This window comes from Alicyclobacillus suci (assembly GCF_017329615.1).
In the GTDB taxonomy this organism is placed as follows: Bacteria; Bacillota; Bacilli; order Alicyclobacillales; family Alicyclobacillaceae; genus Alicyclobacillus; species Alicyclobacillus suci.
This window is the reverse complement of sequence record NZ_JAFMTW010000016.1, coordinates 41,333-66,712: the sequence shown is the minus strand read 5'-3', so window position 1 is coordinate 66,712 and position 25,380 is coordinate 41,333. Positions and strand designations below refer to the sequence as shown.

Below are 25,380 nucleotides of genomic sequence, written 5' to 3'. Positions count from 1 at the left end.
CAGACTGTCGCGCGCGGCGATTACTTGTCCTCGATAGCCGCTACACCGGGAAGGGTCTTACCTTCCAAAAATTCAAGCGACGCGCCACCGCCCGTCGACACATGCGACATCTTCTCGGCGACCCCCGCCTGTTCGACCGCTGCAACCGAGTCTCCGCCGCCGACAATCGTCGTCGCGTCGGCTTCCACCATGGCTTCTGCAATCGCGAACGTACCTTTGGCAAAAGCCGGCATTTCAAACACGCCCATCGGCCCGTTCCATATGACCGTTTTGGCACCCTGAATCTCTTTTTGGAAGGCCTTGATGCTATCCGGGCCAATATCGAGCGCCATTTCGTCCGGCGCCAATTCGCTCACCTTGCGCACTGTGTACTCCGCATCGGCAGCAAACTGTTTCGCAGCCACCACGTCGGTCGGCAGCAACAGCCGGCTATTGTGTTCTTTGGCCAAGTCGAGTAACTTGCGAGCCGTATCCAGCGCATCCGCTTCGACGAGCGATTTTGCCATGTCATTGCCCTGAACGGCGAGGAACGTATTCGCCATGCCGCCACCAATCAACAGCGCATCGACTTTTGGCAACAAGTTTTCAATTACGTTGATTTTATCGGACACCTTCGCCCCACCGATGATAGCGACAAACGGACGCTTCGGATTCGCCAGCGCTTCGCCCATGATACTGACTTCTTTCTCCATCAAAAAGCCAGCGACGCTTGGCAAGTACGCCGCCACACCTGCGGTAGACGCATGCGCGCGGTGAGCCGTACCAAACGCGTCATTGACAAACACGTCGCCGAGTTCGGCAAAAGCCTGTGCCAAGTCTTTGTCGTTTTTCTCTTCGCCTGCATAAAACCGCACGTTCTCGAGCACCAGCACATCGCCATCTCGAAGTGCTTCAACCGCTGCTTTTACCTTGTCGCCAACACAGTCGTCCACAAACGAGACCTTGATGCCTGACAAGAGGCCTTGCAAATGTTCTGCTACGGGTTGCAGCGAATACTTTTCATTGCGTTCGCCTTTCGGGCGGCCAAGGTGACTCATCAAAATGACCTTGGCGCCGTGCCCCGCGAGGTATGTAATCGTCGGAAGCGCCGCGCGAATCCGGGTGTCGTCGGTAATCTCCAACGCGTCGTTCATCGGCACGTTGAAATCCACGCGAACGAGCGCGCGCTTTCCTTGCCACTGTACATCTTCAATGGTCTTCTTTGCCACAAAGGGCGCCTCCATTCTTTTCTCCAAACGCTAGTTCAAGATGTTCTGTACTTGGCTCCATCTTACATTTCATTACAAAGCGCCGCCAACATTTGTCCTGATTGAACCACCTAGATTATTGTACCAGACCAGTACAAGCCGAAAAAAGTAAAAGTGAAGGACTTGCTGTCGACGACTATCCGCACCTGCGGTTGAATAGACATCATCAAAGCGACACTTGCGGAGGTGACGACCCTTGCAGATTGGAATCATTGGAACGGGACAGATGGGCGGCATGCTCGCACGCGCCTTCGCCGAGACGGCACCAGAGAACGTCTACGTGTACAACCGCTCCCGCGCGAAAGCAGAAGCGGTCGCAGCAGGTTTGACGAACATCGTCGTCTGTGACGACTGGCAGACGTTAATTGAACGAGTCGATGCGGTATTTCTCTGCACGAAAGGAAAAGACGGCCTCGAGTTAGTCCGAACCCTGGGTACCAAACTGCGGCGCGAGCAACTGCTCGTAACCACTATCAGCAATATCGATCTCGACCGCTGGCGCGAACTGACCCCCGCCACGCCGGTCAAACTGATTCCCAGCCTGACACAAACAGTACACCGTGGAATCATCCTGTTATCCTACCCGCGCGATGTCGACGGCGCGAGTAAATCAGCACTCGAAAATCGACTCGGTACCATTGGCAGCCCGCTGATTATCGATGAAGGTCAAGTACGCGTCTGTTCGGATTTATCGAGTTGCGGGCCAGCCTTCCTCGTCACCGTTTGTCAGGCATGGGCAAAAGCCGCCGCGCAGACAGGCGCGCTGGAACGCAGCACGGCGGAGATGATTCTCAAGGAGATGATAGTCGGCCTGGCGGCACTGCTCGACGCGGGAATTTCGTTCGACGACATCGTCTCGCGCATCCGCGTAAAGGGCGGCGTGACAGATAGAGGCATTCTCGCGATGGAGAACCTCCCCCTGCACCTGTTCTCACGTTTACACGCGGAGACGGCGCGCTACGCACAAACCGGTCATCGAGTCCCGATTCCCGACCCACTCCCGATGTACGACGAATCATGACAACCTTTGTCGAAAGATAGGAATCTTCGTAATATCGCTTGTCTGATTTTCGCCATCACAGCATAATAAACTTGCGAGAACATGGTATACAGCGCCCACTGGCCTCTGAGTAAGGGGGGAAATCGTTCCCTTTGCGAGGAGGTCGTTGTGTTGGACAACTCTTAAAGGTGGCTTTTGACCATTGAGCCTTGCGATGAATAAATCAAGCATGACTATCTCAAAATCAACCATCGAACAAAGGGTTGCGGCGTGTGAACACCACACCTCGACCGTCAACAGCCAAACGGGCGAGCAAAACTTGGCTCGACACCAGAGCGGTTACGAATCGCTTCGGCAAATTATCTGTCAGTTCTTTGTGGATATGCCGTGGTCGTCGCCATTTTTCGCCCTATTACTAGACGCCAACAACATCATTCTCGACGTCATCGAACCGCGTGGTGGACTGTCCCAACTGAAACCTCTGCTGCAAAAGCAGATTGGACAGCCCTATCGAGTCAGTGCGACGTCGGCGCATGTGCCTGTCGGCTCTGTACAGCCTGTGTGCGTATTCGACCTTGGGAACGACTGGTGGAGCGCCGCCGCGGAATTCAGCCAACCGGTGGCCTTGGCGCATTTTAAGTTGATTCTCTCCATCCCGAAAACGTACGACCAAGCGCACCTCCACAGCATGTTGGGAACGGCGGTGTACGCGATTGAGCGAATGTGTTCGCTGGACCTGATGGCTGCAGGTGGACGCTACGTTTCAGACAAAGGCGAAAAACTAGAGAATCAATTGACCGAATTTGAAAAGAATCGCTCCCTCGCCTCTCTCAGCGCGGGCATTGCACACGAAATTCGCAATCCGCTCACGACGGCTCGCGGGTTTCTGCAACTATTCGAGCAGCGCTGCGAACCCGAGGACAAAGAGTTTGTCGAGTTGACGATTCGCGAGTTGGACAGAATTCACACGCTTTTGCAGGATTTTATGGGGATGGCCCGCCCGGATGACGAATCGCTCGAATTCGTCGACATCCGCGACGTGACCTACTCGGTCTATCAATTTTTGCGCCCAGAGGCAAGCCTGTGCGGGGTTCTGTTGAATTACAAGGTTCCCTCGACCTGCGTTTACCTCTCCGTACAGGAAAACCGCATCAAGCAAGTGCTCATCAACTTGTTGCAAAACGCCGTCCACGCTTGTGACAAAGATGGCGTCGTCGACATTGTGTTGCAGGAGTTCGCTGATTACGTCACCATCACCATCCGCGACAACGGCTGTGGCATCTCCGACATGCACCACCTGTTCCGCCCGTTTCAGACGACGAAGTCAAATGGGACAGGCCTCGGAATGTTCGTCAGCAAGCATATCATCGAGGCGCACCGCGGCCACCTTCAGGTCGACTCGACCGTCGGCGAGGGGACGACGGTGACCGTGTACCTGCCGAGATCGTGAGATGATGATGACGCTCGCATGGCGGCATTGGCTTCGCGGATGCGCCCGTGGATGCACTGAACCACTACGCTTCCCTTCCCAGAAAGCAACAAACGGGGCCGTCCCGGCAGCCGTCTTATGACGGACTTCCCAGACAGCCCCAATTCCCTCGCATCTTAGCGCACGGATACGATGCCAATTGCCGGTAAACACGAGTGGCACCAGACCCTTGCCCTATCCAATCGCGCCTTATTGAATGAGCGACGCCAACTCGTCGACCAACTTATCGAACTCGCGCAACGCTTCTTGCACAGGTTCTGGCGACGCCATGTCGACACCTGCTTTACGCAGCAGTTCGATGGAGTAATCGGAACTGCCGGAGGAGAGGAACGACAAATAATCTTTCACAGCCGCATCGCCTTCCGTCAAAATGCGACGCGACAACGCGATGGCCGCCGAGATACCCGTCGCATACTTATAGACGTAAAACGGTGTATAAAAGTGCGGTATCCGCATCCACTCGTAGGCAATCTGCTCGTTGACATTGCATGCCGCGCCAAAAAACGCCTGATTCAGCCCGTAGTACGTTTCATCCAACCATTCCGTGGTCAGGGCGCCGCCCTCTTCGACGCGTTCGTGCGTCAGTTTTTCGAACTCAGCGAACATCGTCTGCCGATACAACGTCCCGCGAATCGTCTCTAACTGATGGTTGATTAGATACGCGCGTTTGGTCTTGTCGTCCGTCGTCTTGAGCAAATAGTCGAGCAGCAGCGCTTCGTTGCAAGTCGACGCCACTTCCGCGACGAAAATCGTGTAATCGGAGTAGACGTATGGCTGCGTCTTGCGCGAAAAATAACTGTGCATCGAGTGCCCCAACTCGTGGGCGAGGGTGAACATGTTGTCGAGCGAATCATGATAATTTAAGAGCATATACGGATGCGTGCCGTACGCCCCCCAAGAGTAAGCCCCGCTGCGCTTGCCCTTGTTCTCGTAAACATCGACCCAACCGCTGTTCAGGCCACTTTCGGCGATGTTGCGGTAGTCTTCCCCAAGCACTTGAACCGCTTTGAGGACCGTCTGTTTCGCGTCTTCGTACGGGACCTTCCAGTCGATGTCCTGTACCATTGGGGTGTAGAGATCGTACATTTGAAGGTCGCTTAAGCCCAATACTTTCGCCCGCAGCTTCAGATATTTGTGCAGCGACGGGAGGAATTCGTGTACGGTGTCGACCAGATTGTCGTACACCGCAATCGGTACATTGTCCGAGTGCAAAGACGCCGCACGGGCAGACGGAAAATTGCGCACGCGCGCATTGACGACACCTCGTTTGACGTTGGCGGAATAAATCGCGCTCACCGTGTTCCGGTGCTTCGCATATGTCGCATAGACGGCTTCAAACGCGTTTTTACGCACGTCGCGGTTCTTGCTTTCCAGCAATTGAATATAGCGTCCGTGCGTAATTTCCACTTCTTCGCCGTCTTCGTCGCGAATCGTGGGGAAAACCATATCTGCGTTGTTGAACATCGAGAAAATCTCGCTTGGCGCATGCAATACCTCGCCAAACGACGCTAACAATTGTTCTTGTTCCGGGCTTAAGACGTGCTCTTTCTCCCGCGTGATTTCCTGCAACGCAAACCGATACAACTGCAGATCTTTGTTCTCATCGAGCATCGCCTGCAGTTTCGCCTCATCAATGGCGAGAATTTCCGGCGTGAAGAACGCCATTGCCGCTTGCACCTTCACAAGTAAGCTAAATGCCCGGTCTTGCAAAGCCTGGGCTTCGGCGTTCGACGTATCCTCATCCAAGTGCATTTTGGCGTACACATACAGCTTACCGGACACCTGACCAATTTCGTCGTCCAGCCGGAAAGCCTGAAGCAACTTGTCACTTGACTCACTTAAGGTTCCTTGCATCGCCGTAAACTTGGCGAGCAACTGCTCCAATTTCTCTGCGTCTTTTTCCCAGGCTTCTTGGCTCGGATAAATCGCGGCGAGATTCCACTTATATTTGTCGTCAATTTCGTCCCGCGACCGCACCTTCTTGGCGTTATCCGCATCGGCCTTTGCAAGTGGTTGTAAACTCGCCCAGTTCCATCTCAGCATTTAGACACCCTCCTCATCTTCGTTCGTTATTGCTCCGCCGACTGCGCGTATGCCATCTGCTCCGGCGTGAAAGCGCCCGGCAACAGTTCGCCAACGGTCGTGCGCAGCGTATCCCCGCGCACATTCGCAAGCACGACGGGTGTGCTTGGTTTGCAGAATTCGGCCAACACTTGGCGACAAGCGCCACATGGTGCGACCGGTTCGGGCGAATCCGCGACGACCGCCACCGCCGTAATTTCGACCTTCTCCTCCGTCCGCGAGCTCATCAAGTGAAACACCGCGCTGCGTTCCGCACAGTTTGTCAAACCAAACGACGCGTTCTCGATATTCGCACCTTGGACGACACGACCGTCCGCTGTCTGCAGCGCTGCACCGACGGCAAATTTCGAATACGGAACATACGCTTTGCCGCGCGCTTCCATCGCCGCCTGCAGCAATTCCGCTTCCCAGGCGTCCGCCACATTCGCCTCTCCATCGCGAATGTAGCCAAGGACAAGTGCCGGTTTCTCCACCTGTGCTTCCTGCTGGACAATCACATCGGCTAACTCCGCGATACAAGCATCGGCAGCTGCTTCCGTACTGGCGTGTACTTCGAGCAAGACATCGCCCTCGTCCACGAAATCGCCGATGTGGGCGCGCACGACAATCCCGACCGCAGGATCAATTACATCCTCCTTGGTCGCCCGTCCAGCACCCAAGCGCATCGCCGCTTCGCCAAAGCGCAGCGCTGGCAGGCTCGCAATGTAGCCGCGACGGAACGCGCGCATCGCCTTGACAATGGGGGCTTGTGGTAGTTTTTCCGGGTGATGGACGATTGTTCCGTCCCCACCCTGCGCCACGACGAATTCCTCGAACTTTTTCAGTGCAGACCCATCTCGAAGTGCCGCCTCGAGTTTCTGTCTCGCCTCTTCCTGGGTGGTCGCGACACCCGCCAACACCGCCATCTCTGCACCAAGCGTAAGGCACACCTCGGTCAGGTCGTCCGGCCCCTCGTGGCGCAGCGTGGCAATCGCCTCTTTGACCTCAAGCGCGTTGCCGATACTATGCCCGAGCGGCTCCTCCATGCTGGATAACACCGCAACCGTCTGTCGACCTGCGCGATTGCCAATGCCGACCATCGTGCGCGCCAAGCGCTCCGCGTCCGCCTGTGTCTTCATAAACGCACCATCGCCAACCTTCACGTCGAGCACAATCGCGTCGGCGCCACTGGCCAGCTTCTTACTCATAATAGAACTCGCGATAAGCGGAATTGACTCGACTGTGGCCGTCACGTCCCGCAACGCGTAAATCCGTTTATCTGCAGGTGCTAAGTCGCCCGTCTGCCCGGCCACCGCAACACCAATGCGCTTGACCTGCGCCCTGAACGCATCTGTTGAAAGGGCTGTCTGAAAGCCCGGAATCGACTCGAGTTTATCAATCGTGCCACCGGTATGCCCTAAACCGCGCCCTGACATTTTTGCAACAGGAACACCAATTGCAGCGAGCATCGGCGCAAGCACCAATGTGGTCTTATCGCCCACGCCGCCTGTACTATGTTTATCTACTTTTACTCCGGGAATGTCACTTAGGTCTAACTGATCTCCAGAAGCCGCCATCAATTGCGTAAAATCAGTCATTTCATGCGTGTTCATCCCTCGCCATACAACTGCCATCAAAAATGCACTCATTTGATAGTCTGGCACGTCCCCGCGAAGGTACCCATCTACGAGCGCGTGCATTTCATCCTTTGTCAAGGCAAGACCACGGCGTTTTTTATCAATGACATCAACCGCCCGCATGCTTGCGCCTCCTCCGAGTCATGGAGTCAACAAACCATTTTCGCGACACGAATTAATTCGGAGGAAAATCCCCCGGAAACCGGGGTTTCATTCCCTTGGTTTGTTGCGCTTGTGGTCTGATGGTAGCATAATCTTCCTGCCAACGCGATTTTGAGTCGCAATTGATGTACAAATGGTACACTATCTATGAGTTTGTGTGGCCAGAAGTTGGCCTACACATGCACGCTGACAAGCCGGAGTGAAGCCTCTTTGAACGGACGAAAAACGGTATTTCTCACGTTTGTATTTCGCGGTCTGTCCGCTGTGTTGACCTTTGCAACCAGCGTCATTACTGCGCGTTACCTCCTCTATCCCGGAGACCGAGGTGACTTTCAACGCTCGACCACCTATGCAACGAGCGGTCAACGCTTTGCCGGTGGTTACTCGAATTACTTTTCTCGCTCTCTCCCGCGCCGCCCAGAAGAAGGCACACAAATTGTGCAAATGGGCAACTTTGTGATGTTCCTGTTTAGTATTCTTGTCTGGATTGTGGCAGGTCTTATCATTTGGTTCGGCCATCCGTCGACGATTCTGCTATTCAGTCTCATCGGTATGCCACTGACGTTTTTGTTCGGCTACGGAAGCCGCTTGCTCAATGCACTGAACGCCATTCAAGAGCTGAACATAGCCAACATCCTGCAGGCCGTAGCATTTCTCGTCATCTATCTGGGGTACATTCTGTTTCACCGGCATGCAGGTGAACACACGCGTCTATTGTGGACTTACCAGATCTGGATCCTCTCGTGGGCCATCTCTGTCGTGGCCACGCTGGTTGCAGTTTACCGCCACATGAACTGGGGCGAAAGCCTGAAGTGGAAATGGCACAGCAAAGAGTGGAGGGCATTTCTAGGGTTTGGCACATGGTCCTCTCTCGCCTTATTGTCTGGCTATGTAAACCTACGCATCGATTTCTGGATGATTGGCTGGGTTCTTCCATACGACGACGCGACACGGCGCATGATTTCCGTGTACGGCATCGCGGTGTCTGCCGCCGAAATCCTCATCACGCTGAGCCAATCCATCTCGACGGTCGTCTTTCGCCGCATGTCGGCTAGCAGTGGCGACGAAGCGGGTCTCGTCACCGAAAACGCGTCCCGTCAAACGCTCATCACATCCATCATCACCGCCCTCGGTCTCGCTATCTTGATGCCTGTCCTGGTGCTGATGTATGGCGTTCACAAATACGGCGGTTCGGTGGGACCATTTTATATTCTCCTGCCCGGATTGGTTTTGAAGACGGTGTCAACACTCATTTCACAGTACTTCACGAACTCAAAAGGCAAACCTGTGACGCTGCTTATCGTCAACATACTGATGATTGCACTCAACGCACTCATCTGCCTTGTCCTGATTCCGCTTCTTGGCATGTATGGCGCGTCTATCTCGTCGACCATCGCGTATACGGCAGAATTGCTCACCTACGTATTTTGGTACGCACGCACGTCAGGACGCAAAGGCCGCGACCTACTCTACATTCGCAAGGACGATTTGCGTCCGTACGCCGAAATGACGCTGAGTGTCCTTCGCCGCGCAAAACGCTTGCGCCGGGGCTAACAAATCACACGCAGTCACACCGGCCAGGCAGACACATACCTGACCGGTTGACCATTCACAAAGTTTATGATTACGAAGCAAAAACCGGGTCTTTGAGCTCCTCTAACTTGACCATGGAGTCCTCGGCAACTTCCTTGTGCAAGCTGTTGCCGTGAGCGTCCATCGTGACAATGGCCGGGAACCCTTCAACTTCGAGATGCCACATCGCTTCGGGAACGCCGAATTCCTCGATGAAATGAACCCCTTTGACTGCCTTGACGCAGTTCGCATAAAACTGTGCAGCACCACCGATGGCATTCAAATAAACGGCGCCTGATTTTTTCAGACCATCCGAAGTTTTTTGTCCCATACCGCCTTTACCAATGACCGCCCGTATGCCAAACTTCTCAATGATGTCCGCCTGGTAAGGCTCCTCGCGGGAACTCGTCGTCGGACCAGCAGCCTTGACGTGCCATGTACCATCGTCATCCTGCAGCATCACCGGACCACAGTGATAAAGAATCCCGCCGTTGAGATCCACCGGGGCGTCGTGCTTCATCAAATACTTGTGAATTTCGTCACGGCCAGTATGCATCTCACCCTTGATGAGGACGACATCCCCCACCTTCAAAGAGCGGATTTGCTCTTCAGAAATCGGCGCCTGCAAGACAATTGCGCCATCCGTCGAAAACGCATTCTCTGGACGTTGCAATGTTTCCTCATAGTCGCGATAGAGCCACTGTTTGATGTCGCCCGTCTTTGGATCTAGCACCACACCTAAGCGGCGAAACGCCCAACAATTGTACGCGACCGATACGTAGAAGCTGGCCGGAATACGGTTGCGCACACCAATTTTGCAACCGAGCAGGGTCACTTTGCCACCAAAGCCCATCGTGCCAATTTCGAGGCGATTGGCGGTCTCCATGATGTAATTTTCAAGTTCGGCGAGCGTCTCGTTTGGATTGACGTCGTCGAGCGGACGGAACAGTTGCTCCTTGGCGAGATCATAACCGGAGGTCCTGTCACCGCCGATACCCACACCGATGAAACCAGCGCTACAGCCTTGTCCCTGCGCCTGATATACTGCGTGCAAGATACACTTGCGCACACCTTCCAAATCGCGGCCTGCACGGCCTAGGCCCGGAAGCTCCGTCGGCAGCGCGTACTGAATGTTCTTATTTTCACAGCCGCCACCTTTGAGAATCAGCTTAACCTCGACGTCATCGCGCGCCCACTGATGAAAATGGACGACGGGTACGCCTTCCCCCAGATTGTTGCCGGTATTTTTGCCCGTCAGCGGATCAACCGAGTTGGGACGCAGCTTCCCGAGCTTGGTCGCTTCGACGATAGCTTCCTCAATGTCCCGCTGGAACTGAATCTGGTTGAACCCAACCGGACAGTGGACGATAAACGTCGGCATACCGGTGTCCTGGCAAATAGGTTGCACGTCCTCCTCTGCGGAGACAATGTTGTCCACGATGGTATTGAGCGCTAGTGCCGCCCGTGAACCGAATTCCTCTTGAATCTGCGCCTTTTTAATCGCCCGGCGCACGTCTGGAGGCAAGTTCGTCGACGTCTCCGTGATGAGTTGTAGCAAGCTGTCCTTTGCTGCCACAAAAATTCCTCCTCTCGCAATTCCCAATTGCGAACACAATCCATAAAAATTATAGCACGATCCGTCCGCAATTCATCGCGCTCCCCCCTTTCTCCCTTATTTCCCCCAAAAGCGCATACCCGCCGTTTATCCATAGCATCTGTTCGACGCGACGGCATGGGTCACAAGCTACGTCGTGAAAAAACACCCTACCGAAACGCAGTAGGGTGTTTTTTGATATTTCTTCGCGGATAAAATTCGCTTACAAATCGGTAAGTCGCCTGTCTTTGCGGATGAGATCTGACCAGGTTTCCCGCTCCACGACGACTGTCGCCACGCCATCCCGAGCGAATACCACAGCGGGTTTGGGGATGCGATTATAGTGGCTCGCCATACTGTAGTTATACGCGCCCGTCGCAAACACGGCGAGAATGTCATCCGGTTTAGGGTTCGGCAATTCTGCATCCCAAATGAGCATATCGCCGCTCTCGCAGCACTTCCCGGCTACCGACCACGTGTCCTCCGGTTCGGCATCGGCGCGATTGGCATACACCGCGTGATACTTGGCGCCGTAAAGCGCAAGTCTTGGATTGTCCGTCATGCCGCCATCAACCGCCAGATAATTCCGAATCCCTGGGATTCGCTTTTGACTGCCAATCTGATATAACGTGGTGCCTGCCGGCCCAGCAATACTGCGACCCGGTTCAATCCACAGCGTGGGGAAATCCAAATCTCGGGCTTCAAAGGTTTGACGCGTCGCCGCAATGATGGCGGAGAGCGTCTCTGCGACCGGCGGCGCGTCTTCGTCCGTATAGCGAATGCCAAAGCCCCCGCCGACGTTAAGCACCGTCAGCGGGAGGGCTAGTTCGCGCACGCCGTACTGATACAAGTCCGCCAGTCGTTCCACGGCGACGACAAAGCCGTCGACATCGAAAATTTGCGATCCGATATGCGAATGCAACCCCACACACCGCAAATTTTCGGCGTCCGCCAGTTGGCGCAAGGCCATATGGGCTTGGTCACTGGCGAGGTCAAACCCGAATTTGCTGTCCTGTCCGCCGGTCGCAATAAATTCGTGCGTATGGGCCTCGACGCCAGGCGCGACGCGAATGAGAACATCGACGATGCGATTAGATTTTGCAGCGATGTCCTGCAGGAGGGCGATTTCAAAAAAATTGTCGACGATAATCGCGCCAATCCCCACGTCGACGGCAAATCCCAACTCGTCGGGCGTCTTGTTGTTGCCGTGTAAATGAATAGCGCTAGCGGGTACCCCACTCTCGAGTGCGGTATAAAGTTCCCCGCCAGAGACGACATCTATGCCACAGCCCTCTTGGTAGACCAACTGACACATAGCCATCGTACAAAAAGCCTTACTAGCATACGATATCTGATAAGGCACGCCTGCGCGGCGAAACACCTCATGAAACGCTTGAATCGTCGTGCGAATGAGCTTTTCGTCATAGACAATCAAGGGCGTCCCGTACGATTTGGCCAGTTCTACTGCATCACAGCCCCCGATATACAAATGATGATTATCGCCAATTTGCATACGCGCCGGCAGAAATGCACCAGCCCGAACCGCCGTTTGCTCCTCAAATGCCATTTCTCTTCGCTCCCTCGCTGCTCCTCACACTATCTCTTTTCTTTAATGCACTACTATACCACAGTAAGGTGGGCCTGCATACGGTCAGTTATCTGGAAAGCGCTAATGGTACTGTCTTGTCGATGCCACAGAACGCTGAACACAGACGTACGTGCGATTGCCGCACAAATCCACGCATGTGGCGAATACTCGCATAAGGAACGTAAATTCATCAAACGCTAACCTTGACAAATGCCAAATTCCCCGAAGGAGGGTGAAGGGATATGCGGTGGAACGCAATTGACTGGATAGCCTGGGTATTAATGCTCATCGGCGGTCTGAACTGGGGATTGATTGGCTTCTTCAATTATAACCTCGTAGACACACTGTTCGGACCAATGTCCGGCCTAAGCCGAACCATCTACGCTGTCGTCGGCCTTGGCGCCTTGTGGCAGCTGATTTCGATCATCGCCAAATCCGGCACCGGCACGCGGAGCGACGCCTGACCGAATCCTTACAAAAACAGGCTGATTCGTGGCGATGCGCCTCAATCAGCCTGTTTTTGCATTGTATCAAATTCACACAAATTTCGTTTGTGGATTCTCCGAATGAACCAATTCCGCAATCGTATTGTCTGGGTTCATAAATGCGACCTTTGGTGTGAAGTCCTTCAGTTCGTCCTCCGACAACATGGCAAAAGCCATGATAATGACGAGGTCTCCTGGCTGGACCAGGCGTGCGGCAGCGCCATTCGCGCAAATCTGCCCACTGCCAGCTTCCCCCGCAATCGCGTACGTCTCGAACCGCTCTCCGTTGTTGTTATTGACGACAAGCACCTTCTCGTTCGGAAGGATATCCACTGCCTTTAATAAATCCGAATCAATCGTAATACTGCCAACGTAATTCAAGTCCGCTTCCGTAACCGTCGCCCGGTGGATTTTTGATTTCATCATTGTTCTAAACATCTGTCCAAATGCGCTCCTTCGTGGATCACGCAGCAACTCCGCACTCCACAAAACAGTAGAACGCCAAATCATCGGCTGTCCTCCGACAGCAAGTATACAGCGCCAGTTCTCATCCGCCAATCGTCACAAGTAGCTTCACCAGTATTTACACTGGATGAATGGTTTGTACGATGGCCGTATGTGACGCGTTATCACTGAACAGGGATACCCATGTGACCATCCATTTTCACGCGTTGATACCAATTCAAAAAACCAGTTTCTAATGTTCTGCGAATCACCGATTCTGAAAATGCACCTTGGAATACCACTCGTTCATCCGTCCAATCTGCCCAAAGTCCATTTTGATTCGGCAATTGCTCCCACTTGCCATCGGTCACGGACACCTGAACGCCGTTTGTTGTCCAAGTGGTCTTGACAATGAACCGCGGCGTATTGAAGTGCGCGTCGAAAAATCCCGCCACAAGCCCCGGACTCTGTCCACCCGTCACTGTGACCTGGACATCTTTATCTGCGCCAACCAACGCCTCTGCCAATTGGCGTAGCATGGCTTCCATCGCCTGCTGGTCTTTGGTCGGTGGTAATGGCATCTTTGGATTCGCTATCCCCTGCTGCAACCGCATTGCAGCCGTCATCTTGATCTCGGCAATCGCCTGTTGCAAATCCTCCATTTCATCCGCCCCTTTTTACTGGAAGATTGTCCACTTACGCACGAAATCATGCTTCCGAAATCCTCCACTGTACAGTTTGTGGATTGACAACTACCCATCGCGCCTCTATTCTAAATTCACATTTTATTCGAGAGGAGTGCGAACAGCGTGAAGCCATCTGCCCGGCAGTATTACGTACTTCAATTTGGACCTAGAGTGGCGTTCAACGGGATTCGTCTGCCCTTTTTCGGCGACTCCGGCTGTTCGCGCACTTAGCGGTTCCCTCGCAGAGTAGCGCATCCAGTTTCGTCGTCGCGTCAGGGCAAATCATCGACGTCGACTCAACGAAATGGAGGTTGCTTTCTTGCAAACATCTCATGCCAAGTCCTTGTATCGCCGCAATATCACCCTACTGTACTTGTTCCAAGTGACTTCACACCTATGGTTTGACGGTGCGCTGTGGGTGATTTATTGGGAACATCGCGGATTAAATTTGTTCGTAATTGGCCTACTTGAAGCACTGTTACACCTGGTGTCCCTTCTGCTAGACATTCCGATGGGCATACTCGCGGATAAAATCGGTTGGAAGTATTCGCTCTTTCTGAGCGGCATCGCAGGCGCCATGTATTGCGCGTGCTCGCTTCTCCCATACGTCACTCTGGGTGCCTTTAGCGCCTTTGTATTTCGCGGAGTTCAAATCACCCTTGCCAATGGAAGCGACATGGCGCTTACGTATGAAACGGCGCTATCTAGCGGCAATGTAAATCACTATCAGTCCCTAAGCGGTCGCCTATATGCCACGCAGATTCTGGCACTCGGCCTGGCAGAAGGACTCGGAGGTTGGCTCGCTGCATGGAACTGGGCAGCCGTCTATGGCTTATTCACCCTCGCCAATCTGCTCAGCGCTACATGTAGCTTGTTTCTGAGTACACCTCGCCGAAAGGAATCGAAGGCGTCTGCGCATACCCTGGCGGCAGCTACGCCGTCCTTAATAGACATGTTGATGACATCCGCGCGATTCGCCAGCAAAAATAGCGCATATCGTCGTTGGATCGCCTTTAGTGCAACACTCTCAGGATGTATCGCGACGTTTTCCTTCTATGGGCAATCGCTCTTGCATGACGTCGGTTGGTCGACACAATCCGTTGGCATCTTAATGGGCGTAGAGTGTGCGGCGAGTGCAATCGCATCCGTCGCATCGGCCACTATTACCCGAAAATTACACATTCCGGGCATCGTGATACTCACCGCGAGCGGCCTCGCACTATTCGCCTGGCTCCCACCATTTTGCAAGGCGTTCGGCTATCTGTTGTCACAGGCAATGGGCAGCACAGCTGAGCCGCTCATCGACAAGTCGCTAAACACCCTGCTCCCCGGTTCTCTACGCGCCACGTTGCTATCGGGAAACTCGACTGCCTTCTCACTGTTCATGGTTGCTATCTTCCCTCTATTCGGTTACGTGTCGAGCAGAAGTAGCACCATCCAGACCTTTCATTGGTGCAGTGGCCTCGTCCTGTTCGGCGTAGTTATCGGCTTCCCGATTTGGTTATGGAAGCAACGACGAAGCGCCGCGATACACCATGCCCAAGAAAAGTCGGGGAACTGTGATGTGAACTGACGATGGTCCGTAGTAGCAGCGTCCGGAGGCGGTGCCGGATCCCCGGCAGGGGGCCCGGCGGCCTCCTGAACGAAACGTTTCCCAAGAAACAAAACAGTCATTAAAATACTTTTGCGGCTTGTTTTGCCCGCTCAATCGCTTCCCGGCGGATTACATCCGCCCTATCCGGATATTGGTCTTGACCCTCAATAAATAAAACACCGGCGTCAGTAATTCCAAGAATTTCACACACCAGGGTGATATATCGATGTCCCATCTCCTCGCCGGCGAGAGGCCCGCTTGAGTAAATGCCACCCTGCGATTGAATATGAAGCAGCTTCTTCTCACCAAGCAAACCAATTGGTCCATCTGCCGTGTACGTGAAGGTCTTTCGCGCTACGCATAGCGTATCAATGTACTGTTTCAAAATCGGTGGGAAAAGTTTGTTCCACATCGGATTCACAATCACGTACTTATCCGCGCCAATAAATTGATCGACAAGCTCTGTGTGTCGAGCTAATTTCTTCCGTTCATCTTCGGTCAACTCGACTTCCCGTCCCTTTCGGGCCTTTTTCCAGCCCATAAAGACATCTTGGTCGATTGGGGGCACATCCATCTGATACAAATTGAGTTCTACAACCTCATCGTTTGGATGCGCAGCTTGATATTCAGTAATAAACGCTCGACCAACGGACAAACAATTCGACTCGTTCTCCTGTATTTGAGAGAGTGGATGTGCCATAATATACAGTACAGTCGCCATCGTACAATGCTTCCTATTCAACCAGCATGTCCTCAATGTGTTTAGAAACGTCAGACAAAAACGTCTGAATAACCTGTAGCTCTTCCGGCGCATACCGGGAGAAAAAGTTTACAACCCGCTTCTCAGCTTGTGCATGGATGTCTGCGTGCAAACGCCGAATGCGTTGCCCCCGACGGGTCAATCGGAAATACAGATTTTTCTGATTGTCCGGGAGCTGAAAACTCTCAATGTCTCCACGTTGCTTTAACTTGCTAGCAATCTTCGAGATAGCCCCACGCGTCATATGCATCCGTTCCGCGATAGCAGTGACATTTGGGTTCTCCATGTTGCCTATGAGATCAATAACATGAATTTCCGACAACTGATATCCATCGGTTGAGCCAAATTGCTTTTCACTGAACGCCTCCATCAGGCGCGCCACGTTTCGGTCTTTTTCCTGTTCTAAGTGATGCACGACCACTTCCCACATTCGTGCCACTTCATCAGGGAGCACCACGGAAATATCACCACCTTATATTGATTCCCAGGAAACATCATGCAAGCGTTTATGCATATTGTCAAGTCAAACAACGACAAAATCGTGCGCCTATCGAATCACGGAAATGCAACCGGGACATCCGGGAGGCAGTGACCACTCCCCACGCCTTGTGCGCGGATTCCTTGCGTTGATTCGCGATATGCTCGTGTAGCTTCGCCAGTGCATGAATTGCCTTTTACTACCGTTCTTCACAATGAGAATTTGAATTTATACGCTTTCCTCATGGATTCACCTGCGCCTTATATCACCATAGCTAAAGCTAGAGGTTTTACGGCGCATTTGATAAAAAAGTTGCCCCGACGCTGCTGTCGAGGCAACTCTGTCCTGTAAGCCAAACCATCCACACGCGCACCTTTAACTCATTGTCGTAGGCTGCGGGTTCTCGATGGAATCCTTCACTGACGCGTAACTACTGTCGAGAATTTGAATGTTCGCCTTCTTCGCCAAATCCGCATATAACTGTTGCGGGGACTCGGCGTTCTGTTCCTTTAGTGCGGTCGTAATCTCACTCTTCGCCTGTGCCAAAGTTGGCGTCTTGGCAGGTGTGATCTTCGTCACTTTAATCAACTCGTAGCCATCGCTGACCTTAATCGGATCACTGACCGCACCCTGACTCAACTTAAACGCCTGCGAAGCAATCTCCGGGTACTGACTCTGCAAGTCAGTTTGCGTGAAGGAACCCATCGCGCCGCCCTTCGATTTCGTGACACTGTCAATCGAATTCGACTTAGCCAGCGTTGCGAAATCCTTGCCTTGCTTCAACTGATTTTCTATATCCTGAGCCTTCGACTTCGTCTTGACGACAATATCCGAAATCGACCGCTTTTCCGGTGTCGTCAGGCTGCTCTTGTTTTTGTTGTAGTAACTCTGAATCTGCTTGTCCGTCACTTTTACCTTGCTTTCCGCAAGCTTTTGACCGAGGACTTCAACCTTCAACTGCGTCATCAGCTGATCCTTCGTCATGTGACTTTGCTGCAGCAACTCATTGAGCTGGCTGTCGCTCGTGATACCATTTTGCTGCTCCAGGCCCAGTAAGGCCTGATTGACCTCAGCATCCGATGCCTTGATGTTCTGCTGCTGTGCTGCGTCGAGCACCAATTGATTCGTGATTAATTGCGATAACATACTCGATCCAGCGTACGACTCGGACTCTGCCAACAGCTGTGACCTTGTAATCGGCGTGTTGTCCACCTTTGCCACAACAGCATTTTGATTGTTTGATGCCGAAGTACCATACCAGATGCCCCCAACAATCGCTGCGCCGACCAGCGCACCAATCACGGGCGACAGAACCTTGTTCACTGCAACCAAATTTACTGCCTCCTAAATTCATCTGTTCGTCAGCGTACCAAACTTATATGGAATTTTCATTGAAAATCACATTCCACACACGTTGAAGCTTACCATGAACGTCAATCTGCTAGATACCCGCCTACCCCACTTTTGACCTGACACCTATGTCACCTTCTCCCATATAAGAGTGACGAATGGGTATCCTGTCCTAGAATGTTCTGGCGTGCTATGGATTTATACGGGTAACCGGGATATGACTCCCCTCCATGACCCCCTGCACAAACTTTTGCAACATTCCCCGAGCAAGACCGATGAGAATTGGCGTGATGTTCGCAAACGCACTGGAACAACAGTCCACTAGACGTTCGTCCTCTACGCAAATAGCATGTCGGAGAATAAACTAAACGAACGACGAAGGGGGAATCTTAGTGGCTCGGTTCGATAGATTGCGTTGGCTTCCGATGCTGATTCGCGCATATTACGATGCGCAATCCCGCTTATCAAAAGAAGATGCGCCTGGGTCGAGTGTACAAAGTAATGGAAAGCGCAGGAAGAATCCTGGAAAAGATGCGCACGTCGCAAAAACGAGTGCAACTGGCAAACCTGATTTGAGGACAGGGGCATCCCAGCGGAAGCCTCGTGCCACAAAACCTGTCACAAAGCACCGCAACCCTGCAACTGCTGTCAACCGAAAACTGCTGGCGGAACTACAGGAGGCGAACCGAAAACTGCAAGAGTTGAGCGTGCTACAGCAAAAAATCCACGAAATTGGCACGTCTCTCGACATCTATCACAAGGAAATCAGCGAATTTAAGGAGCGAGCCGCCGAATCGGGCAAATCGCGCCAAGAAACGGGACCGGTGCTGACGCCAATGCCAGCTACACTCATCAATCCGCGTCTGCACAACGAACGTCCGCGAAGCTTGTCGTGATGAACCCTATCGGCATGCCTATTCCTTTGTCAATTACGCGTTGGTCCGCTCGACACGAGCGACGAAATTGCGAATCACACGGAGATATTCCTCCGGCTGCTCGCGCATGGCCGAATGGGAACTCTCTTCAAATACGTGATACTTGGCACCTGGGACTAGCGATTGATAATACTTAGTCGACTCAGGACTCGCCTCATCGTAGCGACCACAAGTAAAGAGTGCTGGAACCGTAATTTCGTGCAACCTATCCGTTCGGTCATACGTCTTCAGGGTGCCTGTGGCGTGAAATTCGGAAGGTCCCCACATCGCGTTATAGACCTCCTCCCCAAAGGCGGCATCCCTTCGCGCGCGTTCCTCTGGGGAAATCTCGACCCGACACACGTGCTTTTTCATGTACACTTCGGTTGCCTGTTTGTACGCTTGAGACTTCGTGTTGCCCGTCGCCTCGCACTCGGTGAGAACCTGCTGAACGTCGGCAGGCAAATCGAGTCGCAGCCTATCCGCGTCGGCTACCCAACGCGGCGCACTCAAACAAGGACTCGAAAAAATCGCACTGACAACACCCGTTGGCTGCGTCAACAAGTAATCTGCCAACAGCATGGTCCCCCACGAATGTCCCAGTAAATGTACCTGTTCGAGGCCAAGCGCTGAACGCAAGGTGGCGAGTTCGCGAACAAACCGATCTACGCGCCAGAGCGACGCGTCAGACGGGCGGTCAGACTTGCCGGACCCCAGTTGGTCATACAGGACAACTGGTCTGTCGTCGGATAGCGCCAACAGCCGCTCCATGCCGACTGAAGAACCTCCTGGGCCACCATGTAAACCGACGAGCGGGACACCGGATTCACGCCCGTTGATTTGATACCAAACGCGCCCGCCCTCTACTTCCACAAACCCTTCTTTATGCATGCCCGTCATGTCTCCCATCGCAGGTGATTACTAGCTCATCATACCCCCGTCCGACAGGTATGGGAACCAGCTTACACGCGCACCAACGACGTCGTGCGTTCAAACACCTCTTGCGGACGAACCATCCGACGCGCCACACCTTCCGCAATGGCAGCCTGGGCCACGGCTTCTGCGACCGACGGCGCCACCTGCGCGTGAAACGGTTTGGGGATGACGTAATCCGGGCGCAATTCGGACTCGGACACCAAGTTGGCAATCGCGTTGGCTGCAGCCGCTTTCATACCTAATGTGATGCGACTGGCCCGCACGTCGAGAACGCCGCGAAAGACACCCGGGAACGCCAACACGTTGTTCACTTGGTTCGGATAATCCGACCGACCGGTCCCAATCACCAAAACGCCCAAGTCCCTCGCGACCTCCGGTAGAATCTCCGGGTCGGGATTTGCCATGGCGAATATAATCCTATCCGGCGCCATAGCCTGCACCATCTCCGGCGTCAGCGCATCGGCGACAGACACGCCAATAAAGACGTCTGCGTCGACAATGACCTCAGCGAGTGACCCCCGCAACTTAAATATGTTCGTCCGCTTCGCCAAGGCCTCCTTCATCGGATTCATGCCTTCGCTTCGCCCCGCATAAATCGCGCCCCGCGTGTCACACAAGACAATGTCGTGAATCCCCATCGACAAGAGTAAATCCACCGTGGCCACGCCAGCGGCTCCGGCGCCATTGACGACGACGCGCACACTATCCACCGCCTTGCCTGCCAATTTAAGCGCATTCATCAATGCGGCGGCAGTAACAATGGCGGTACCGTGTTGGTCATCATGGAAGATTGGAATATTGGTCTCCTCAATCAGCCTTTGCTCAATTTCGAAACACGTCGGCGCCGCGATATCTTCTAGATTGACACCGCCAAATTGGCTCTCCAGCAGTTTGACAGTTCGGACGACCTCATCGGGATCTTCCGAGTTAATGCAAATCGGGAACGCATCCACGCCAGCGAATCGCTTGAATAAAACCGCCTTGCCTTCCATCACAGGCAGCGCAGCCGCTGCGCCAATGTTACCAAGCCCCAAGACTGCAGTACCATTCGTCACGATTGCGATAGTGTTGCCTTTGCCCGTGTATTCGTAACTCATTTCCGCATTCCGCTGAATCTCTTTACAAGGCTCTGCAACACCCGGCGAATAAGCCAAACTCAAATCGCGTTCCGTCTCGACATTCATTTTCGGCGTCACAGCCAACTTGCCGACATGTAAGCGGTGTAGCTCTAGCGCCTCTTCCTTTAAGGACATATCCACGTTCCCCCGTTCGAAAATAACAAGTCATCTTCAATTTTTTATACGATTGGTACCACCTAAATTAACAGAAAACATAGATATTTACGAGTGTTTTTGTGTACAGATTTCAAGAACGTTTTGTGACGAGGCACGAGTGCGTGTGGGTCAATAGACAAAGCCGCCACGACAAAACCAAGCGGCAATCCACCTACAAGAAGAGGCCTTGGCGAAATCGGTCATCCGCCAAGGCCTCCGTAAGTCAAACATCTACAGCAAGCGATAAGGGGATCTTAACCGACAATCCGTCCTTGCTCGACAACAAACTGCATATTGTCAATCAACCGAGCCTTGCCGAAGTATGCCGCGACCGCGAGCATAACAGATCCTTCAATCTGGTCAATCGGCGCCAAAGTGTCCATACTCACAACCTCTGCGTAGTCCAAACGTGCCACGCCATCCGCCGAAATCCTCTGCCGCATGCCCGCCGCGAGCTCACTGCCAGTTACACTCTGCGTTGCAATCTGATCCCGCGCCCAACACAGCGTGCGATACAAGACCGTCGCATGCGCACGTTCATCCGGTGTCAGATAGACATTACGCGAACTTTTGGCCAGGCCGTCCGCCTCGCGCACCGTCGGCACGCCGACAATCTCAATCGGAAAATTGAGGTCTTTGACCATCCGCCGGATAATTGCCAACTGCTGCCCGTCCTTCTGCCCGAAAAAGGCGACATCCGGAAGGACGATATGGAATAACTTGCTGACGACCGTCGCGACACCCTGAAAGTGCGTAGGACGTGTTTTACCGCACAGAAAACCAGACAACTCTGGCAACTCGACACGCGTAGCCATTGGCTGCGGATACATCTCCTCGACGCTCGGCGTGAAAGCGACGTCAGCGGCGCCTTGTGTGGTGAGCAGGGCGAGATCGTGATGAAGATCCCGCGGGTAATTGGCAAGATCTTCCGACGGACCAAACTGTAGCGGGTTGACAAAAATGCTGACGACGACGAAATCTGCGCGCTCTGCAGCGGCCTGTACTAGGGATAGATGCCCTTCGTGCAAATAACCCATGGTCGGCACGAGACCGATGGTTTTCCCTTGCAATCTCGCCGCCTTCACCACCTGTCGCAATTGCGCGATAGTCTCAATTTGTTGCATCTGACTCACCCTTCAATTCTGCCAATATCGTCTCCCACGTTTCATCGCTGAGTCGGATTGTCTGAGCTTCACCAGGGAAACTGCCGCCGCCGACTTCATCGACATACGCGCGGGCAGCCTCTGAAATCGTGTTCGCCACATCAGCAAACTGTTTGTTGTGCTTGGGAATATACCCAGATGTGTATCCGATAAAGTCGTGGAACACGAGCACCTGTCCATCACAGTCTGGCCCAGCGCCAATGCCAATCGTCGGAATCCGCAACCGCTGCGTCACGAGTGCGGCCAATTGCGCTGGCACCGCTTCCAGCACCACCGCAAAAGCACCCGCGGCCTCCAGTGCGCGTGCGTCGTCGAGAATGCGCTTTGCAGACGCCACTGTCTTCCCCTGCAACGCGAAGCCACCTAGGGCGTGCACCGACTGCGGTGTGAGGCCAATGTGCGCCATGACGGGCACCCCCGCCTCGACGAGCCGCGCCACTGTCGGCGCCATCTCCCGCCCGCCCTCGAGCTTCACGGCGTGCGCACCGCCTTCCTGAAGAATGCGGCCAGCGTTGTGTAACGCGACCTCTGGCGACGCGTGATACGACATAAACGGCAAATCCGTCACAATCAACGGACCATCAGCGCCGCGCGACACCATGCTGGTATGATAAATCATGTGATCTACAGTGACAGGAATCGTCGTCTCGTGCCCCTGCACAACCATGCCGAGTGAATCCCCGACCAACAGGACATGCAGCCCTGCATCGGAGAGTAGCTTGGCTGTCGGAAAATCGTAAGCTGTCATCATGGCGATGTGCTCGCCGGATTTTTTCATATTCAACAATGTCCGTACGGTGACCTTTTTTGTCACGGTTACATACCCCCCGAGATGATGGTAACGCCATCGATTCAAAGCAACCGTTCTAATGCATCCCGCTGTGCATCCGACAAGCTACCTTTTTGAGCAGCCAGCGAAACGGTTGCACGCCCTAAGGCGACATAGACAAGAAGTGCGGTGGGGTTGTCCCTCAATACGTCAAGATGTTTCTGTACGGTCGCAATGTCGCCCCGCTCAATTGGGCCCGTCAATGCCTCTTTAGGCCCCAATGCCCGTAAGTTTTCCAGCGCTCCTTCGACCAGCGGCAAAAACGCAGCCCAGCCGTTCGGCAAACCGGCCAATTCGTCTACAACACCCATGAGCGCCAAGACGGCGTTCGACGCAAGCACAGCCGCCGCGTGATACTTGGCTTTCTCTTCCGCCCGCAAGCGAACGGGAATTCCCCCAAGCGCACGTACCCATTCAAAGGCCCTGGTGACTGCTTCTTCGTCACCCTCCGCCGTGAATGTTGCGCCTTTGAACAACAAAGGCGCCTTCGCCGGATTAGCAATGGTCTGCAACGGGTGCAGCGACAACTTTTGCGCACCAACCGATTCGACGCATTGCAGCAGCGCACTCGAGTGCGCACCAGACGTGTGTGCGACAATTTGCCCGCGATGCAACCAGCCATCGGCGACCAAGGTCTGTGCTACTGGAGTCACAGCCTGGTCTGGAACCGTCAGAAACACCACATCCGCCTCTTCAATCAATGAACGGGCATCCATCCATCGCAAAGCTGGCAGATGGGTCAACTCCGTGAAGCGATTGGACGAGCGGGTAACCGATTGGTTCGAGCGCGACACGGCGCCACCGACCTCGTAACCAGCCGCTGACAGCGCCAATGCGAGTCCTGTTCCCACGCGACCTGGCCCCACAAATACAAACCCTGCCATCGCAAGCCTCCTAAACTCGATGCGAACCTCCTTTCGCACCATGCTCACAGTGAATATGGGCTCGGTCAACGACCTCGCCCATACTCGACTGCCATTCTATTTTATCAAAACAATCAACTCAAACGGGATTCGGCACTAATTTTCCGACCTCTGCCAGAACTTTATCCTTATCAAATGGCTTCACGATAAACCCTTTGGCGCCGGCCTGAATCGCTTCAATCACCATTTGTTGCTGCCCCATGGCGCTGCACATGATGACTTTAGCACCGGCATCGATGCTAACAATGGCCCGCACCGCCTGAATGCCATCCATTTCCGGCATCGTAATATCCATTGTCACCACATCCGGACGGTGAGCCTCGTACTGTTGCACGGCTTCCATGCCGTTCGCCGCCTCAGCCACCACTTCATGTCCGCCATCTATTAGAACGTTTTTTAGCATCATCCGCATAAAAGCAGCGTCGTCTACGACCATAATTCGTGCCACGAAATCATTTCCTCCTCGATGCTCATTGTTGACTGAGATGTTCTTCTAACACCAAAAGCACTTGTAATTCACCAACGCCATCAATGCCCACAGGAATTTGCAGCGCGCGTGCGAATCCACTAAGCTTTGTATGACCAACCAGCACCGTTGGCGGTGTAATATCGAGCGTTAAGCCTTTTTGCGAAATCGCTGTACAGGTCGACCCAGCAATCATATTCCCGATTTCCCCGACGAACGACTCCAGCATATCCCCTTCCAGGGCCATCCCGTACATATTCATCCCAAAGCTAGAAAACACAGATTGACTGGCTTGAATAATGATACGCCCGCGAAAGTCTCCTGTCACACCGACTAACACGCCCATTTCCGGCTGATAAACTGCACCGTCGACAACATCCGGCGTACCCAGGGACACGGGCAAAGGCAACACCGTGCCTAACGCATTCCCAATCCCGTCAATCAGTTCTGTCATCGGAGACAACATCTCCATCCCCATTTATCCATCCCTCTCTAGCACTGTTTTTTCTCTCTATATTTAACTATCGGTTGTCGAACCCCGACCGCTGTTCACGAAATATGCGCAGCATGTAGCCCCTCAAACAACCGTTATAGAGTACCTCCGAAAAATATGGCCTAGCTTGTATGCAGATTTCGACTCACCGTCAAATGTCGTCATGGGAATGCGGAGATGGCGGAGCGGCGGCGTGAGGCAAGACCAGCAGGGGGATCAACGGGGCAGGGGAAAC

Annotated in this window: 23 protein-coding genes; 6 read left to right on the top strand and 17 right to left on the bottom strand. The window is 53.6% G+C overall.

Annotated elements, in window-relative coordinates:
• Positions 1-20: 20 nt before the first annotated feature.
• Positions 21-1,208, bottom strand: a complete 1,188-nt coding sequence (locus J3482_RS10185; protein ID WP_146823809.1) for a phosphoglycerate kinase — start codon at positions 1,206-1,208, stop codon at positions 21-23.
• A 235-nt stretch (positions 1,209-1,443) separates the two neighbouring features.
• Here J3482_RS10185 and J3482_RS10180 point away from each other — a divergent pair, with 235 nt between their 5' ends.
• Together J3482_RS10180 and J3482_RS10175 are read left to right on the top strand one after the other, a co-directional pair.
• Entirely contained in the window at positions 1,444-2,268 is an 825-nt protein-coding gene (locus tag J3482_RS10180; protein ID WP_146823808.1) for a pyrroline-5-carboxylate reductase dimerization domain-containing protein, read from the top strand.
• Positions 2,269-2,449: 181 nt separating this feature from the next.
• The gene (locus tag J3482_RS10175) at positions 2,450-3,697 is read left to right on the top strand and encodes a sensor histidine kinase (RefSeq protein WP_146823807.1); all 1,248 of its coding nucleotides are present in this window, start codon (positions 2,450-2,452) and stop codon (positions 3,695-3,697) included.
• Between the two features lie 228 nt (positions 3,698-3,925).
• Here J3482_RS10175 and pepF read toward each other — a convergent pair whose 3' ends face one another.
• A complete protein-coding gene (gene pepF, locus J3482_RS10170; RefSeq protein ID WP_146823806.1) occupies positions 3,926-5,779 on the bottom strand; it encodes an oligoendopeptidase F in 1,854 nt (617 codons plus the stop codon).
• A 26-nt stretch (positions 5,780-5,805) separates the two neighbouring features.
• The gene (locus J3482_RS10165) at positions 5,806-7,557 is read right to left on the bottom strand and encodes a pyrimidine-nucleoside phosphorylase (protein ID WP_206922360.1); all 1,752 of its coding nucleotides are present in this window, start codon (positions 7,555-7,557) and stop codon (positions 5,806-5,808) included.
• Between the two features lie 249 nt (positions 7,558-7,806).
• On the opposite strand from J3482_RS10165, the gene J3482_RS10160 reads away from it, so the two are divergent.
• A complete protein-coding gene (locus J3482_RS10160; protein WP_223204202.1) occupies positions 7,807-9,150 on the top strand; it encodes an MATE family efflux transporter in 1,344 nt (447 codons plus the stop codon).
• Between the two features lie 70 nt (positions 9,151-9,220).
• Here J3482_RS10160 and J3482_RS10155 read toward each other — a convergent pair whose 3' ends face one another.
• Together J3482_RS10155 and lysA are read right to left on the bottom strand one after the other, a co-directional pair.
• Positions 9,221-10,744, bottom strand: a complete 1,524-nt coding sequence (locus J3482_RS10155) for a fumarate hydratase (protein WP_146823803.1) — start codon at positions 10,742-10,744, stop codon at positions 9,221-9,223.
• 241 nt (positions 10,745-10,985) lie between these two features.
• Complete coding sequence (gene lysA / locus J3482_RS10150) at positions 10,986-12,329, bottom strand: diaminopimelate decarboxylase (protein WP_438938584.1); 1,344 nt, start codon at positions 12,327-12,329, stop codon at positions 10,986-10,988.
• Between the two features lie 263 nt (positions 12,330-12,592).
• Here lysA and J3482_RS10145 point away from each other — a divergent pair, with 263 nt between their 5' ends.
• Entirely contained in the window at positions 12,593-12,814 is a 222-nt protein-coding gene (locus J3482_RS10145) for a DUF378 domain-containing protein (protein ID WP_146823802.1), read from the top strand.
• Between the two features lie 72 nt (positions 12,815-12,886).
• Here J3482_RS10145 and panD read toward each other — a convergent pair whose 3' ends face one another.
• A complete protein-coding gene (gene panD, locus J3482_RS10140) occupies positions 12,887-13,273 on the bottom strand; it encodes an aspartate 1-decarboxylase (RefSeq protein WP_146823819.1) in 387 nt (128 codons plus the stop codon).
• A 191-nt stretch (positions 13,274-13,464) separates the two neighbouring features.
• Complete coding sequence (locus J3482_RS10135; RefSeq protein ID WP_146823801.1) at positions 13,465-13,941, bottom strand: hypothetical protein; 477 nt, start codon at positions 13,939-13,941, stop codon at positions 13,465-13,467.
• Between the two features lie 343 nt (positions 13,942-14,284).
• Here J3482_RS10135 and J3482_RS10130 point away from each other — a divergent pair, with 343 nt between their 5' ends.
• Positions 14,285-15,538: an MFS transporter gene (locus J3482_RS10130; protein ID WP_188332301.1), complete on the top strand. Its 1,254-nt coding sequence runs from the start codon at positions 14,285-14,287 to the stop codon at positions 15,536-15,538.
• Positions 15,539-15,638: 100 nt separating this feature from the next.
• Here the strand turns inward: J3482_RS10130 and J3482_RS10125 are convergent, their stop codons facing one another.
• The 3 genes from J3482_RS10125 to J3482_RS10115 all read right to left on the bottom strand — a co-directional run bounded on the left by J3482_RS10125 (position 15,639) and on the right by J3482_RS10115 (position 18,120).
• Positions 15,639-16,280: an FMN-dependent NADH-azoreductase gene (locus J3482_RS10125; RefSeq protein ID WP_146823799.1), complete on the bottom strand. Its 642-nt coding sequence runs from the start codon at positions 16,278-16,280 to the stop codon at positions 15,639-15,641.
• A gap of 13 nt (positions 16,281-16,293) precedes the next feature.
• A complete protein-coding gene (locus tag J3482_RS20905; RefSeq protein WP_146823798.1) occupies positions 16,294-16,776 on the bottom strand; it encodes a MarR family transcriptional regulator in 483 nt (160 codons plus the stop codon).
• Positions 16,777-17,172: 396 nt separating this feature from the next.
• Positions 17,173-18,120: a peptidyl-prolyl cis-trans isomerase gene (locus J3482_RS10115; RefSeq protein WP_223204204.1), complete on the bottom strand. Its 948-nt coding sequence runs from the start codon at positions 18,118-18,120 to the stop codon at positions 17,173-17,175.
• Between the two features lie 419 nt (positions 18,121-18,539).
• Here J3482_RS10115 and J3482_RS10110 point away from each other — a divergent pair, with 419 nt between their 5' ends.
• Entirely contained in the window at positions 18,540-19,043 is a 504-nt protein-coding gene (locus J3482_RS10110) for a hypothetical protein (protein ID WP_146823797.1), read from the top strand.
• A gap of 33 nt (positions 19,044-19,076) precedes the next feature.
• Here J3482_RS10110 and J3482_RS10105 read toward each other — a convergent pair whose 3' ends face one another.
• The 7 genes from J3482_RS10105 to J3482_RS10075 form a co-directional block, all read right to left on the bottom strand.
• Positions 19,077-19,952 (bottom strand): proline iminopeptidase-family hydrolase, encoded by an 876-nt coding sequence (locus J3482_RS10105; RefSeq protein WP_146823796.1) that lies wholly within the window; start codon positions 19,950-19,952, stop codon positions 19,077-19,079.
• A 71-nt stretch (positions 19,953-20,023) separates the two neighbouring features.
• Entirely contained in the window at positions 20,024-21,250 is a 1,227-nt protein-coding gene (locus J3482_RS10100) for an NAD(P)-dependent malic enzyme (protein WP_146823795.1), read from the bottom strand.
• Positions 21,251-21,525: 275 nt separating this feature from the next.
• Positions 21,526-22,395 carry a pantoate--beta-alanine ligase gene (panC, locus tag J3482_RS10095; RefSeq protein ID WP_146823794.1) on the bottom strand — a complete coding sequence of 290 codons (870 nt, stop codon included), beginning with the start codon at positions 22,393-22,395 and terminating at the stop codon, positions 21,526-21,528.
• Entirely contained in the window at positions 22,382-23,248 is an 867-nt protein-coding gene (gene panB, locus J3482_RS10090) for a 3-methyl-2-oxobutanoate hydroxymethyltransferase (RefSeq protein ID WP_146823793.1), read from the bottom strand. Before panB ends, panC begins: the two co-directional genes overlap by 14 nt.
• Before the next feature lie 38 nt (positions 23,249-23,286).
• Positions 23,287-24,147, bottom strand: a complete 861-nt coding sequence (locus tag J3482_RS10085) for a Rossmann-like and DUF2520 domain-containing protein (protein WP_188332300.1) — start codon at positions 24,145-24,147, stop codon at positions 23,287-23,289.
• Between the two features lie 118 nt (positions 24,148-24,265).
• On the bottom strand, positions 24,266-24,622 hold the full coding sequence (locus J3482_RS10080; RefSeq protein ID WP_206918012.1) for a response regulator: 357 nt from the start codon (positions 24,620-24,622) through the stop codon (positions 24,266-24,268).
• Positions 24,623-24,656: 34 nt separating this feature from the next.
• Complete coding sequence (locus tag J3482_RS10075) at positions 24,657-25,130, bottom strand: chemotaxis protein CheX (RefSeq protein ID WP_236018107.1); 474 nt, start codon at positions 25,128-25,130, stop codon at positions 24,657-24,659.
• Between the last annotated feature and the right edge of the window lie 250 nt (positions 25,131-25,380).